Origin of the sequence: Actinomyces vulturis (assembly GCF_001687305.1) — a bacterium.
GTDB classification, from domain to species: Bacteria; Actinomycetota; Actinomycetes; order Actinomycetales; family Actinomycetaceae; genus Actinomyces; species Actinomyces vulturis.
The window spans coordinates 319,029-333,090 of record NZ_LZRK01000004.1; the positions used below are offsets into that span (position 1 = coordinate 319,029).

Annotated in this window: 13 protein-coding genes; 5 read left to right on the top strand and 8 right to left on the bottom strand. The window is 47.3% G+C overall.

The window, feature by feature from the left end:
- The first annotated feature begins 174 nt into the window (after positions 1–174).
- The 4 genes from A9753_RS08165 (at position 175) to A9753_RS08180 (ending at position 5,242) form a co-directional block, all read left to right on the top strand.
- The gene (locus tag A9753_RS08165) at positions 175–1,371 is read left to right on the top strand and encodes a Gfo/Idh/MocA family protein (RefSeq protein ID WP_067783011.1); all 1,197 of its coding nucleotides are present in this window, start codon (positions 175–177) and stop codon (positions 1,369–1,371) included.
- Positions 1,372–1,488: 117 nt separating this feature from the next.
- On the top strand, positions 1,489–3,144 hold the full coding sequence (locus A9753_RS08170; RefSeq protein WP_067783013.1) for an MFS transporter: 1,656 nt from the start codon (positions 1,489–1,491) through the stop codon (positions 3,142–3,144).
- Positions 3,145–3,305: 161 nt separating this feature from the next.
- The gene (iolE, locus tag A9753_RS08175) at positions 3,306–4,232 is read left to right on the top strand and encodes a myo-inosose-2 dehydratase (protein WP_067783015.1); all 927 of its coding nucleotides are present in this window, start codon (positions 3,306–3,308) and stop codon (positions 4,230–4,232) included.
- Between the two features lie 155 nt (positions 4,233–4,387).
- Entirely contained in the window at positions 4,388–5,242 is an 855-nt protein-coding gene (locus tag A9753_RS08180) for a sulfite exporter TauE/SafE family protein (protein WP_083090421.1), read from the top strand.
- Positions 5,243–5,486: 244 nt separating this feature from the next.
- On the opposite strand, the gene A9753_RS08185 is transcribed toward A9753_RS08180, so the two are convergent.
- The 4 genes from A9753_RS08185 to A9753_RS08200 form a co-directional block, all read right to left on the bottom strand.
- Positions 5,487–5,810, bottom strand: a complete 324-nt coding sequence (locus A9753_RS08185) for a hypothetical protein (protein WP_083090422.1) — start codon at positions 5,808–5,810, stop codon at positions 5,487–5,489.
- Positions 5,794–6,126, bottom strand: coding sequence for an ArsR/SmtB family transcription factor (locus A9753_RS08190; RefSeq protein WP_067783020.1), 333 nt, complete (start codon positions 6,124–6,126; stop codon positions 5,794–5,796). Before A9753_RS08190 ends, A9753_RS08185 begins: the two co-directional genes overlap by 17 nt.
- 452 nt (positions 6,127–6,578) lie before the next feature.
- Positions 6,579–7,382 carry a glycosyltransferase family 4 protein gene (locus tag A9753_RS08195; protein WP_067783023.1) on the bottom strand — a complete coding sequence of 268 codons (804 nt, stop codon included), beginning with the start codon at positions 7,380–7,382 and terminating at the stop codon, positions 6,579–6,581.
- 944 nt (positions 7,383–8,326) lie between these two features.
- Positions 8,327–9,154 carry a hypothetical protein gene (locus A9753_RS08200; RefSeq protein WP_067783026.1) on the bottom strand — a complete coding sequence of 276 codons (828 nt, stop codon included), beginning with the start codon at positions 9,152–9,154 and terminating at the stop codon, positions 8,327–8,329.
- A 1,554-nt stretch (positions 9,155–10,708) separates the two neighbouring features.
- Here A9753_RS08200 and A9753_RS08205 point away from each other — a divergent pair.
- On the top strand, positions 10,709–11,191 hold the full coding sequence (locus A9753_RS08205; protein ID WP_067783028.1) for a GNAT family N-acetyltransferase: 483 nt from the start codon (positions 10,709–10,711) through the stop codon (positions 11,189–11,191).
- A gap of 474 nt (positions 11,192–11,665) precedes the next feature.
- Here the strand turns inward: A9753_RS08205 and A9753_RS08210 are convergent, their stop codons facing one another.
- From A9753_RS08210 to A9753_RS08220, 4 genes are all read right to left on the bottom strand, one after another.
- Positions 11,666–11,980 (bottom strand): MFS transporter, encoded by a 315-nt coding sequence (locus A9753_RS08210; protein ID WP_141673369.1) that lies wholly within the window; start codon positions 11,978–11,980, stop codon positions 11,666–11,668.
- Between the two features lie 448 nt (positions 11,981–12,428).
- On the bottom strand, positions 12,429–12,572 hold the full coding sequence (locus A9753_RS09845) for a hypothetical protein (protein ID WP_176702768.1): 144 nt from the start codon (positions 12,570–12,572) through the stop codon (positions 12,429–12,431).
- Positions 12,573–13,270: 698 nt separating this feature from the next.
- Entirely contained in the window at positions 13,271–13,588 is a 318-nt protein-coding gene (locus tag A9753_RS08215; RefSeq protein WP_067783034.1) for a hypothetical protein, read from the bottom strand.
- 77 nt (positions 13,589–13,665) lie between these two features.
- The gene (locus tag A9753_RS08220; protein ID WP_067783037.1) at positions 13,666–13,992 is read right to left on the bottom strand and encodes a hypothetical protein; all 327 of its coding nucleotides are present in this window, start codon (positions 13,990–13,992) and stop codon (positions 13,666–13,668) included.
- Positions 13,993–14,062 lie beyond the last annotated feature (70 nt).

Sequence of the window (14,062 nt, forward strand, 5' to 3'; positions counted from 1 at the left end):
CTTCACCACCAACCTAGCGATCAACGGCAATTAGGTAAAACAATTCGTGACAACTGAAAATTTGTCATCCATTTTTATGTCATTACATTCGAATGTTTGCTATTTTAAATGTTAGTTTGATGTAACCCCAACCGAATGCCGTCATTTCATCACTTGTCAAAGAGGACAACACACATGAACAGCAAAAAACAGTTAGGCGTTGGCGTAATATCCTTGGGATGGATGGGGCGTTTGCACACCCGATCCTACAAGGGAATCTCCGAGCATTTTCCCGAGTTAGGCATTGAGCCGCGCCTGGTGGCTGCAGCCGATCCCGTTGAAGAGATACGCCATACCGCCGTCAATGACTTAGGTTTTGATAAGGCGTACGCCGATTACCACGATCTTCTAGCAGATCCGGATGTCGATGTCGTTTCAATTTGCTCACCCAATTTCCTCCACAAAGAAATCGCGTTAGCAGCAATCGAAGCGGGAAAACCGTTCTGGATTGAAAAACCCATGGGCGTGAATGCTGAAGAGTCCCGAGAAATTGCTCAGGCGGCTGACAAAGCCCAACTCGCCACCGCTGTTGGTTTTAACTACCGTCATACCCCCGCTATTGAGTACATGCGAGAACTCGTCCGATCAGGAAAACTAGGACGAATCACGAATGTTCGCGTGTGGTTCATCGCCGATTACAACTCTTCCCCTCAGGGCCCATTGACGTGGCGGGCTTCTCGTGAGAAGGCAGGCGCCGGCGTCGTTCCCGATCTAATGAGCCATGGCGCAGACCTTGCCCAATACATCGTTGGCCGTATCGCTTCCGTTTCTGCAATCACAGACACATTCATCAATGAACGCCCTATTCCTACAAAGATGGGCATTGGCCACTCAGGATTTGAAATTGGCGATGAAGTTGGTCCCGTAGAAAATGAGGACTATGTCGCGATGCTAGTGCGCTTCGACAATGGAGTAATCGGGACAATGGAATCCTCCCGTGTCAGCGTTGGCCCCCGCGCAGAATACATTGTCGAGGTCTACGGGACCGAGGGGTCAGCACGTTGGAACTTCGAACGCCTTAATGAATTAGAGGTATGCGAAAGCATCGACGGCGGACCTACTCACGGATACCGTCGCGCCATGGCCAACCCTGCTTGGGGAGAATGGCACCGCTTCCAGCCCGCCATCGGCACATCAATGGGCTTTGATGACATGAAATGCATCGAGGCCGCACAATTCCTTCAATCGGTCCTCACCGGTGAACAAATCGCTCCCTCTGCCGCCGATGCATGGTGTGCAGCAGAAGTAGACGAAGCAACTGTTGCGTCAGCCAAAGACGGACAGTGGCACGACGTTCCACGAGTCGAAGGTCGCTTAACTTTCGACAAATAGTCTCACCCTCTCAAGGGCGATTATCACCATCACTACTGGCAAAGTATTCACTCTATTTTCACCACCACCAACAACCTCTCATCACAATCGTGAGAGAACTGGCGAAAGGAGCCCCCTATGACAGTGGGCGTTTCCCAATCCTTGAAAGGATTAACACGGGAAGAAATGCGGCAGGCGATTGACAAGACGCCGCCGTCAGGCAAGCATCGTGGAATTTTTGGCATCGCAGCAGTAGCAACACTTGGTTCGTTGCTCTTCGGCTACGACACCGGCGTCATTTCCGGTGCTCTACCGTACATGTACATGCCTACAGGCGCTCATGGCCTTGCTCTCAATGCCGCAGAAGAAGGATGGATTGGAGGATTCCTTCTCGTAGGTGCAGCACTGGGCGCGCTTGTTGGCGGTCGCATGTCTGACAAATGGGGACGCCGTCACAACATCACCGTCCTAGCTATTATTTTCCTCTTCGGCGCTCTCGCAACAGCAATGGCTCCCAACGTCTGGATTATGTACCCAGCACGTTTGGTCCTTGGCTTCGCAGTTGGCGCTGCGTCAGCAACCGTTCCCGTCTACCTCGCTGAGACGGCCCCGAAGCGTATTCGTGGTTCGATTGTCGCAATCGACCAGCTCATGATCGTAACCGGCCAGTTGCTGGCATTCACCATGAACGCCATCATCAACGCCGCCCATGGTGGCCCACAGGTCACTATCGAATCTGATCCCTCAGGACATTTCGAAGCCGGACACTACGTATTCGATGAAATCAGCCGTATGCAGGCCAGCAAAGGTGGCACCATGTCACCTGACGAATACCACGCATTCCTCGATCAACTCGTAATTAGCGCAGGTAACGGCGAAGCATGGCGCTGGATGCTAGTACTCTGCTCAATCCCCGCGATCGCACTATGGATCGGCATCCGTATGATGCCCGAATCATCACGGTGGTACATCGCTAAAGAACGTCTCTATGACGCCATTGGCTCACTCAAGCGTGTTCGCGATCCTGAAAGGGACGGCTCGCTTGAGGACGAGATGATGGAGATGATCGCAGCTCGCCAGCATGAGCAGGAAGAGGAGCGTGCTGCGAAAGGTTTGGGCTACGTTCTTGGCACTCCATGGCTGCGTAAGTTGCTCTTCGTCGGTATCTTCCTTGCTGTCGTTAACCAGACCACCGGCGTGAACACCGTGATGTATTACGCACCGAAGGTTCTTGAGTACGCAGGTATGTCAACCACGGCGTCAATTACCGCACAAGTGGCAAATGGCATTATGTCCGTCATCGGTTCTGCTTTAGGTATCTGGCTTATCATGCGTTTCCGCCGCCGCCAGATCCTTATCGCCGATGTCACCGGCGTAGGTATCTGCCTGCTGAGCATCGCAGGAATCTTCCATTTCCTCATCGCACCGCACATGGCCGATGGCACTGTTCCCCCCGCATGGGCTGCCTACATGATCCTCGGATTGATGTCGGTATTCATGCTGATCGTTCAGTCCTCCAACGGCACCGTGGTGTGGACCATGATGGGTGAAATGTTCCCCTCCAACGTCCGCGGCATTATGAATGGCACCGCAATCTTCTGCATGTGGATTGCCAACGCCATCATCACCGTTACCTTCCCTCCCATGATGGAAAACCTCGGTGGTGGCCTGACTTACACAATCTACGGTGTATTGAACCTCGTCATCGCAGTGGTGCTGTTCAAGGTCATGCCCGAAACGTCTGGTAAGTCTCTCGAAGAAATCGAGATCGAAATGGAGCGTCGCTACTCCTGAGTTAGCGAATTATCTTCCTGCTGGTGGGGCCATAGGTTTATCTGTCGCCTCCTAACCACAGCCCCACCAGCAGTGCCCCCCTCCCCCCTCATTAAGTGCTCCTTGACCATTGACGGTCCCAAAAGCACACCACTTGTCTTATCTTGAAAGAAGAAATACTCATGAGTTTCACACTCGACCCAAAGACTGCAATTAGCGATCCCCACGGCATCACATGGGGAATGCACCCCATCTCCTGGCGCAATGATGATATTCCTGAAGTTGGGGCATGGAACACCCTTGAAGACATGCTGCTCGATCTTGCTGACACTGGCTTCCGCGGCACAGAATGTGCAGGATTCTTCCCACCTCAAGAGGAAGTTAAGGCCAGTGCCGATGCTCGCGGCATCAAGATCGTTGCACAATGGTTTTCATCCTTCATCGTCCGTGATGGTGTTGATGCCGTCATTCCAGAGTTTCGTAAGACATGCGCCTACCTGCAGTATCTTGGCGCAACTCGCGTCGTAGTGTCAGAGCAGACTGGTTCAGTTCAGGGTGATCGTGAATTGTGCATCTTCACCAATAAACCAGTTCTACAAGAGGATGAATGGCAGGTTTTGGCTGATGGCCTGAACACTTTGGGAGACATCGCTCATGAATATGGACTTGAGTTGGTCTACCATCATCACCTGGGCACCGTTATCCAGACCAAGGACGAAACTGTTCGCCTCATGGAAATGACTGATCCTGACAAAGTGTCCCTACTATTCGACACGGGTCATGCTTACGTAGGCGAAGGAAGCGTTATGCCGCTTCTTACTGAGTGCATCGACCGAATCAAGCATGTCCACTTCAAGGATGTACGCCCGGAAAAAATGGAAGAATCGCGCCAAGAGGAACGCTCATTCCTCGATTCTTTCCTTCACGGGATGTTTACCGTTCCTGGTGATGGTTGCATCGATTTCACTGAGCCCTACGCATTCCTCGTCGACCACGGATACAACGGTTGGATCCTGGTAGAAGCTGAGCAAGATCCTGCAGTGGCTAACCCTCTTGAGTACGCTCGTAAAGCTCGCAGTTACGTTGAAGGAACCCTGCTGGCCAAGTGAGATATCACGTCTCAACTGACAGGTTTTCACCTCGTTGATGGTGTGAGCCCGCAGACTTGACAAGTCTGCGGGCTCACACCATCAATATAAATAATTATCTCCTACCAGAGGACTTGTTTCTTCTTTTTCCCTTCTCCCATCATCTGGAACCCGCTATGGTTCACACAACAATCCCCCACATCTTTGGCACTCTTCTTCATCTACCGTGGCCTAGCGTTCTTCTTCTGTTCTGCGCAGCCTGCCTTATCGGTTTAGCAAAAACATTTCTTCCTGGCGCCGCCACGCTAGCAGTAGCTCTATTTGCCACCGTTTTACCCGCCAAGGAATCAACTGGTGTTGTTCTCATTCTTCTATTAAGCGGTGATGCGGTAGCCATTTGGAGTTACCGCCACGATGCAGACTTCCTCATGCTACGTCGTTTAATTCCAGGAGTTCTCTTAGGGGTGGTATTGGGGGCAGTGTTTCTCCACTGGGCCTCAGATGCCCTCACTCGTCGTTCAATTGGTTATGTTCTCCTCATCTTGATGATATGGACGGTAATCAATCGCTTCCGTGAGAGTCATCGCGTTAGGCCTCATCATCGACGCACGCACGCTCAGTCTTCTCTCCCCTCGTCTTCCTCCATGGGAATCGGATTAGGATCTTCAGTTGGCCGAAGTCCATTTCTTCGTGGTTTTTACGGAACTCTTGCAGGTTTCACCACCATGACAGCGAACGCCGGAGGCCCTGTCACATCACTTTATTTTTTTGCTGCTCGATACAAGGTCCAAGAGTTTCTTGGAACCACGGCTTGGTTTTTCTTCCTCGTCAATGTTGTCAAGTTTCCTTTTTCACTCGGACTAGGGATCATTCATTCCACAGATTTTGCACTTGAACTTCTCCTCATCCCGGTAGTCCTAGCCAACGCAATCCTTGGACGTTTCCTCGCCAGGCGAATCAAGCAATCTGTTTTCGAGCCACTTGTCATTGTTCTCACCGCTATATCGATCATTCCACTACTGACGCGGTGATGACTAACAAAATGGCCCCCAACAGTAGACCGTTATTCACCGTTATACATCTGTGTACTTTCCTTACGTGGTGAAAAAAGCTGACAGAATCACTCCACGATGTGATGATTCATATTCTCGCCTCATCGCTAATCTTCCGATGAATACCTGCTTTTCCATCACACGAACAGCACCACAAACGAGCAATAGCAAAGTCCCTCCTGACATCGTCAAAGATCCAGGAGGGACTAACCGCTAATAACGCTCAGGCTGCGTGTGCGCAAGTGACACAAGTGCAATCATCACAGACGCAGTTGTTGCAAGAATCGCTGCAGTGATCGCACTCGCACACGTTGTGGTTGCAAGTGGGGCAGGTGCAGTTTTCGCATTCACATACTGCACACACGTCGGAGCAGTCATCACAGGTGCATGCGGTGCATTCATCGTAATGGCCACCATCTTCACGGTGTGCGTGACCATCATGCAGATAGTCAACATGGTCACCATGGATACGGGCTTCATGACCACAGCCAGGACCGTGGGTGTGAGCGTGCTTTTCAGCAGGGCGATGTTCAGTGATGACAGTCATGGTTGTGCTCCTTTGAGTGGTTGAGTGCATCAAGGAAGATGTGGGCGACGTGTTCGTCAATCAGTTCGTAGTTCGAATTGCGACCTACTCGCTTAATACGCACCAAGTGAGCTTCCCGAAGGACTTTTAAGTGGTGCGAAACCAAAGGCTGCGACTCATCCAGCAGTTCAACTAACTGACTGACATCAGCCGGACCCTCAGTGAGTCGATGAACAATGGCTGCCCGCATAGGGTTAGCCAATGCCTTGAACATCGGAACCACCCGGGCACACTCACGTTGAGGTGTGGGGGTGTTCTCTGAAGCATCGCGACTCATAAAAGATATTTTATATTAAAAATCTTTAATATCAAGCGTTTTAGCGAAAGACTTCACCATCCATGATGTAACGCACTGTCATCACTACTGAGAACATAAGCCATCTAGTACATGACTAGTACGAGACGGTATATCTATCGTCTCTGCACTAAACGTCTGCGTGAACGCGAGACCAAATTGTCTGTTGGCCCTGTGGAACATTCCTTTGACAACGCCGTTCCTGAAAGGATCAAGGGCAGGTAACATAACCAAACTGATCTGCTCGCACTCTTCAAACACAGTATTGAAGGTGGAATACGAAACAACGGACTCGCTTCACTGATAGACCACCAAACAACTCCACCGCGCACACAGTTTCCAGACACCACCGGAAATCAAAAACAAGTACGATGACGACGATACTGCCCAGATGTTATCAGCCGACTAACAAAACAAATCCCCCAGGCGAATCGTCACTTCGAAGCAGCAGACTCAAGAACCTCGACCACAGAAGAAGCCCAAACATCCCAATTGTAAGACGTTTCATATTTTTCAAATGCCTTTTTTCGAAAGTGTTCCGCGACAGAAATGTCTTTTAAGCATTCAACTCTGGAAACAACATCATTCACAGACTCATTAACTCCGATGAGCATGCCATTAACACCATTCTCAATAAGCGAAGGAACTGCACCGGTATAGGTCGCAATGACAGGAGTAGAAGCACTAAATGAATCTGCAATCACAACGCCACCAGTATTTGCCTTTGTAAACTCAAAAACTACGTCATGTTCACGATATAACTCAGCTAAGTCGTCACGATCAACACGCGAAAAACTTCGGAGCCAATTTTCTTGAGGTAATTGCTTACCGATAACTGTTAAACGGACAGATTTATCCCGTTCATGCATTGCACGAGCAACGGCGACTGCCCTATCTCCATCTTTACGATCCCATTCCCTAGCGACTAAAAGGATCGAAAAATGGCCAGTTTTCTTCATCGGAGACGAAGTGAAACCTTGAATACCACAGTCGATCCCAGGACCTATAGGAGCGACGTCTACAGGCTTGCTGCTCTCGGCATGAATTTTAGACTTGACCCATTCTGAAGATGCAACAAATCTATCCGTCACACGGTATGAATAATTCGAAATGATGCTCCCTTGCGCACGAGCAGACAATGAAAGATTGGTATATAGAGGATAGTAGTCAACTAAAGCACTAAATATTGCCTCAGAAAACTGCACCACAGGAAAACGGAATTTTCCACCAACTAACATATGCCCAGCCCCAAATGCAAAAATTACATCAGGCGCAATCCCATTAACTTTCGATCGAATCTCTTTATTGGCCTTATGGGCGGTCGATAGACCTAAAGAGGGAAAATATTTTTCCCGAAAATCTGAGCATTGAACCGAGTTAACGCACGATCAAGAATCGCATCACTAATATCTGGTACGACAGGCACGAGTTCAACCCTATCTTGTAAACAGCGATAAGCAGGGTTCAAGACACCCGACCACGCACCTCTATCAGCAGGATCCCACGGTGTAACAAACGCAACCTTTAACACAATACCTCTCAAAACATCGTCAACCACGGCTTTACGTAACTCAATTCTACGCCCCCCTATTTTCCCGTCTCAGCGTTTTGTTCAAAGCCATGAAATAACTCGGAAGAAATCTGCGTGTCTGATGCAGACCTTAACATAGGCCTTTTCAGCAATGGGTTGAGCAACCTTGATTGGTTCAGACTAGAGAAAAGCAAGTTTGAGCACCTTAAACGGTCATGTAAGCGGGCTTCCACTCCATGATGCGCGCTCCTTGACAAGGGTATCAACAAATACTCACAGTAGGTTATGTAAATATTTTACTATGACGGCGTAAAAAGCGAAAAATGATCATATATATGCACAGGCGAAATTATATGAAACCTCACCGAAAATACGCAACCGAAATTTTTACTACTCTCCCAATAAACAAGAATTCAACAAATAGACATTACGAAAATACACCTCTATACACTTGGCCACCGCTGCCTACGCTAGGAATCTGCTCCTTAATTTATACAGTTTGCATGCCCCCTCTGAAAGGACTTGTTACTTCAGCCCCCCCCACGACACATCTGTCTACAAACACTATTTATTACACACCTACAAAAACAACTATTACTTCCAGATAATATTTCATCCTCTAACTATACCCAGAACTAATAACATCAAATTTCAGAAAAACAAACGATCAATGATCCATGGATTAAACGCCAGAAAAGAAAAAAATGAGGCAAATAAAGCACAAACCCGCCATCTTTTCTCGTAATTCCCTGAATGAACACAAATTCCATACTTGTCCTCAAAAATATAAATACTATGATATTTCGCCAAAAGATCCAGATAGACAAAAATAGAAAACAAATAAAGCACTGCGGCAATGACAGTAAGAATAAAGAGAACTTTAACGCCCAACGAAGAAATAAAAAAACAACCCCATACACCCTCGACACATGACTCACGTAACGCATCTATAGCCCTAGCCAATGATGGTAGCCTCACACCGGAAGTTCCGGAAGTAAAAACAAGTGAAACCGGCACCATCGCAACAAGGAATATTTCCGGAACAAGCCTTTCAATATTCCTATTCGAACGATTGAAATAGTAAAATAGCCCACCCGTAACAAGCAGCCCGGCAGCGAATCCTAAAATCACAAAGAAAATCAACCTATACCACGAAGCCAGGACGAAGGCTGCACCGGAAATTAAGAAGAAGGAAAGAAATAAGATCATAAACATATCATCTGTTTGTTGATTTTCTTTTGAAAAACGGATACTAGTATTATAATTATTGGTCACATTGGTTTGATTTCCAATATTGCTAAAATGGTTATAGTTCCCCTTAATACTAAGGAAGGGAGAATTTACCAATGATCCAGGTAGAATCTGTTTTAAGTAGTCTTCTTCCAAAGACTTTGACTCTTTTTTTGAGAGCCAATAAGTCAAAAGTGGAGATACTATGGCAGGCAAAAGCCCGCCAAATATTACTTGCATCACGTTCATGAAATTTTCCAATCTTAGACAATGAGCACAGGCGCTCGAAAACTTTTATAAATACGGTCAATATCATCATTAAATATATAAAACACACAAAAGTTCCACCTATACATAGACGGTCACGAAACTCATCTACGCCTTTCCATTCGCCACACTCCCTTTTGAATATTTCTCTATACAAAATACCTAGAGTCACGTAATGAGCAATACAGAAAATACCGTTTGAAGCATATTAAGCACCACATAAGATAACTGATTTTCAATCAGACTACTGACATAAAATTACTTAATACAATTACTCATTTGCTTGAAGCAGAATGGGACAGAAGTCTTGCGGGTATCGAAATAACAAGGCATCGTATGCATCTACATCTTTCCTTTGCTATAAAATCGCATACATCTGCATCTTTCCTTTGCTATAAAGATGCTTACTTTCAGTTTCTTAAATAGATGAAACTTAAGTCAGGCAATCAATATAGTTTAGAAGAATGTCTCGTGTGTTTGGTTACGAACATACCTCCACCATTGCCATTGGTAACACCTTTTTTTAATAGACGACTAACCAAAATCAACGTTTCCCTAATAAGTCACCTTTAAACTTCATCTGTTTACATGAAGGTTCTTTCAAATGCCGAAGAAGCAACCACTCCACATCAGTATCGAAGTGACTGTCACCTACATCCACTACCTGATAATCTGAACACAAGAAGAGCTTGTTACTTACATTGGTCACCTCTGAGATAGAGCGATATAGCACAAGAGCACTCAAACCTACGACCCTGCTGATACAGGCAACGAGAATAACTGTGCTTCTCGGTTCCTTGTCAGACTTGCACGGTCACGGGGTTCACTTTATATCATACTTCCCCAGTAATGCAGCGTAACACTCGAGGCTACTTTTACTGACAGGCCAAGACGTCAACACTTCCCCAGTCACATTCACACAAAATCCGCCCCCCCCCCAAAAAAATGCCGCCCGCCTCACCTAGAGACATGCAAAGACAGGAAAGGCATAAAAGGCATCTGGACAAGGGCCCCAGATTTCATGAACTCACCTTCGGTAAGTCTGCCGATAGACACATTGATCACCTAGTTCCAACATAGCTAGGACTATGCCAATACCAACACCTGACTCGGTTACCCCATCCAAGAGTTCTAGAAACAAACATGGAACGAGAATAAACATCCGCAATCGATAACGGCACATATATACACATCCATCATGTAGACGTTGTATTCAATTCCCGCAGAGTGCGACGAAAAGACAGCCGTAAACAATTCCCCAGTCGCCGTACTAATCATTTATTCTCAGTTAGACTCATTCCCAGTAACAAAAGCCCCCCCATTCAGAAGCAAAACCGAGATATGTTTCCCTACCGAGGCAAGTTTCATCTCTCTCAGCATTACTGTATTGACCAAGAACACAGCAAGTTCCCGCGTTCCTCACAGACGGCTAGCACCATAAAAAGGAGATCTCCGACAGATCCACATAGCGATAAATGAGAATGAATAGTTGTTCATAATAACAGTCGACATTATCTATTCGGAAATAGAGATAAAATGATAAAGCTACAGAAAATTACAAGCAAAAATGTTTGGGATATTTTAAAACTTCAGGTCTCCGTTAACCAGAATAATTTCGTTGCAAACAATATTGTCAGCATCATTGAAGCCTACACAACTATTACCTGTAATGGCCATGCCTTCGCGTTTGGTATCTATAAAGATGAAATGCCTGTCGGATTTCTATTGATCGGATTTGACTGCGATGATTACTGGGAAGATGCACCACAAATCGCTAAGGGAAATTACAACCTATGGCGCCTTATGATCGATAAACATCATCAAGGCCAAGGATACGGAAGAAAAGCAGTCGAACTTGCTTTAGCCTTCATTAACACCCACCCTTGCGGGCCAGCGAACTATTGCTGGCTATCTTATGAAGAAGAAAATAATGCTGCACGCCACCTTTACCAATCGTTCGGCTTTATAGAGACAGATGAGAAGGATGGTAACGAGATTATTGCAATACTGCAATTATAACAATAACAACGATATTATTTGAGTGGCAGAAATATCGTTTTCCATATCCAAGTATTCAGTTCATCAATAGTTCTTACAGTACCACCCCAAAACAATCACCAAACTAGTCTCTTCAAAATCACATACCAAGAATCCCCTCTTCTCTCGATCGCAACGATAAAAGAAAATCAAACATAAAGAGTCTGCTGATTTAAAACTGCCCCCTCATCAAAAGATCAACAATTAAATTCCCGACATAATATAGACTAAAGGCGGGAGCACTCGTTCTCTATTTCCTTAAGACACAAGTCGTCAAGGTAATGAACCGCTGTCAAGCATTAAGAAAACAACTATTTCCAGCCTCATCTCACCGATGACCTTAACCAATAGAAGAAAATAAATAATCATCCTCAGAAAACATAGTCGACCTCAACATTATGTAATGTCTTGGGCTACGTTAATAGCCTGTCAATATGTGGGTTGCTTGGTAACGGTTCACACGTCCCGGACGAGAAGTGGCGCAAAGCGCAGGACGATGATGGCAACGGGGCAGACAATAAATAACTCATGTTCGCCTACATATCCGGACACGGGGCCAATCAGTACCTGTGACAGTGGCACAGGGGCAAAGGAGAGCAGGTCATCAATAGAGGCAACCCGTGACAGTTCACTGCGTGGAACCCTTCTTTGAAGAGTCGAATCGTATGTCACGCCAGCAGCGGTGATCCCGAATGCAGAAACAAAGACAACAACACAAACGAGAGTGATCGGGGTAGAGACGCCAAGTGACAGAAGCGGCGAAGCACTCATCGACCCCAAAATGAGTCCGGAAACCAATGGATTTCTGAACCGTAGTTTGAGAAGAACAATACTCGCACACAACAATTCGGTTGCTCGGACAGAGAGGATGACGCCCCATAAGGCCACGCGTATTCTTCCCGAACTAACGCGGAGCCAAGTACCTGCCAAGGACCGATAGCGAACAGATTAATCATCGTGTAGGTCAGGCTCAGCGTCCATACCCAACGCAGACATATGAAAATGGACAAGCCTTCTTTGAGTTCCGTGATCATATTGCTCGTGCGGGTATTAGTCGACATTCTGCCTGGCAGTTAACTAAAGAAAAATGCTGCAAGCAGGAACGTCATCGCATCGATGATCAGTACACGCCGCCACCGACGAATGCAACGAGCACGCCCGCTATCGTGGGGCCAAGAATTTTGCTGGCGTTCTTTGACGTGGCCAGCGCAGCATTAACTCATTGAATGTAGATCTCATCCACCAGATCAGGGACGATTCCGCGCAGTGCGGGAGAAGAAAACACGCTGACCATTCCGCTTCCCACAAGTTCGATCGTGCGAGCGATGAAAAAGAGTAAAAACTGCTTATTGGCACCAAACACGCGTGTTCCCCAATCCGTTAAAAATTAAACTATATCCACGGAAGTTCAATCATTCTTGAACCGTAGATACCGAACCATCTCCAGCAAGGTAGGTCAGATCGCAAAGCGTTGCACAAATCATCAGGGGGATTACCACCCGCCATCTCCCGAACCAGGAAAGATCGGTGGAAATCGATGCGCCGAACAGACACAACACACCGATAACAAATAACTTCTCATCAGGTTTCTTAAGGATGTGGCCTCCTCACCCTAGGCGGCAAAATCGTTCACCGCACCCATGCTAGCGCGCCACCATTTTCAACGTGTCAAAGCGACCACATCGCCTCAACAATCAGGTTGTTCTTCTGAAATCATTACAGCGGTATTTACATACTCAATAACGTCCGCCGAATCTATAGCAAAGAAAAACAGCCATATCTTAGAGAAAACTAAGAGTGGTGGAATTGCCTAAAGTTTTTAGCGTCAGCGAATAATACAAAGAGGCTGTTCGGTGTATTTTCCCCACGGTGGATGCACTCCTACGTGAGATGAGTACAAAACCTGGTCAGTTGGGTGCAGTATTGCAGAATAGATCACCTCACCATTAGCAGGGTTAGTTTGAAACAGACACTAACAGCCATGGACCGTGGAGGCCGTCGACCATGTGAAGTGGGATGCGAAAGGCACGGACAACCTCGTTAATCTGAAATATCTGTATCTCAGAGATACCTCCCCCTCTGTGAGATGCCAATCGCCGTGTACTTCCTATCATCCTTAACCACCGCGGTCTTACCCACATTCTCTGATACGCCCTTCGAACGTTCGCGCTGCTGATACAAGTACAACAGCAGCGAGGCGACACCTTCAGCCAAAATGCGGACGCAGACGTAGACGGCGGTCATCTGCATCGCGCTGCGTTCCGTCACCGACTTGCCGCTGCTGGTGGGAGATGCGAAGAACTCAGTGTTAGTCAACGACCAGTTGTTTTGCGGTGATGGTGGGTCGGGTTTGAGGCCGAGCCAGGATAGGAAGCCCATTAGATTGCTCTCCTTGTTGAATATGCGCAGGGGTCCCCCAGTAGATTTACTGGAGGACCCCTGTGATGGTGTTGTCGTCAGTCAAGAACTTCAATCTCTGTCATGTAGACGACAGGGTTTCGGGACTCGTATCGGCGGATGACCTTACCGATCAACTCGTCGTCTTTCAGTGGCCGTACCAGAATGGAAACTCGACCTGATCCTTCGTCAAGGTCTTTTTCCACCCCCGCGATACGGGCAACGGCCATGACTCGGTTTTCAGAGTCCAAGACAATTAGCTTGGTGCAGTCGACAATGCGTGCGGCACTGGCTTTCCACCACTGCCGTCCCCGCTCCAGCCATTCGTCGAACCCCCAGTCGGTCTGAGCGTCGTTCACTCGAGTGATTACAATTTCCGAAGCCATTAAAGAACTCCTGTCTTCCGGGTCGGAACCCCATGTCCCGCGCTTCCCATGCTTCAAGTAAAGCATATGA

Bases quoted from the DNA above. Each gene is read 5' to 3' on its own strand.
- A9753_RS08220 (WP_067783037.1), bottom strand. From the start codon at position 13,992: ATGGCTTCGGAAATTGTAATCACTCGAGTGAACGACGCTCAGACCGAC.
- A9753_RS08180 (WP_083090421.1), top strand. From the start codon at position 4,388: ATGGTTCACACAACAATCCCCCACATCTTTGGCACTCTTCTTCATCTA.
- A9753_RS08215 (WP_067783034.1), bottom strand. From the start codon at position 13,588: ATGGGCTTCCTATCCTGGCTCGGCCTCAAACCCGACCCACCATCACCG.
- A9753_RS08195 (WP_067783023.1), bottom strand. From the start codon at position 7,382: ATGTTAGTTGGTGGAAAATTCCGTTTTCCTGTGGTGCAGTTTTCTGAG.
- A9753_RS08185 (WP_083090422.1), bottom strand. From the start codon at position 5,810: ATGACTGTCATCACTGAACATCGCCCTGCTGAAAAGCACGCTCACACC.
- A9753_RS08190 (WP_067783020.1), bottom strand. From the start codon at position 6,126: ATGAGTCGCGATGCTTCAGAGAACACCCCCACACCTCAACGTGAGTGT.
- A9753_RS08165 (WP_067783011.1), top strand. From the start codon at position 175: ATGAACAGCAAAAAACAGTTAGGCGTTGGCGTAATATCCTTGGGATGG.
- A9753_RS08210 (WP_141673369.1), bottom strand. From the start codon at position 11,980: ATGAGTGCTTCGCCGCTTCTGTCACTTGGCGTCTCTACCCCGATCACT.
- A9753_RS08170 (WP_067783013.1), top strand. From the start codon at position 1,489: ATGACAGTGGGCGTTTCCCAATCCTTGAAAGGATTAACACGGGAAGAA.
- A9753_RS08200 (WP_067783026.1), bottom strand. From the start codon at position 9,154: ATGAACGTGATGCAAGTAATATTTGGCGGGCTTTTGCCTGCCATAGTA.
- iolE (WP_067783015.1), top strand. From the start codon at position 3,306: ATGAGTTTCACACTCGACCCAAAGACTGCAATTAGCGATCCCCACGGC.
- A9753_RS08205 (WP_067783028.1), top strand. From the start codon at position 10,709: ATGATAAAGCTACAGAAAATTACAAGCAAAAATGTTTGGGATATTTTA.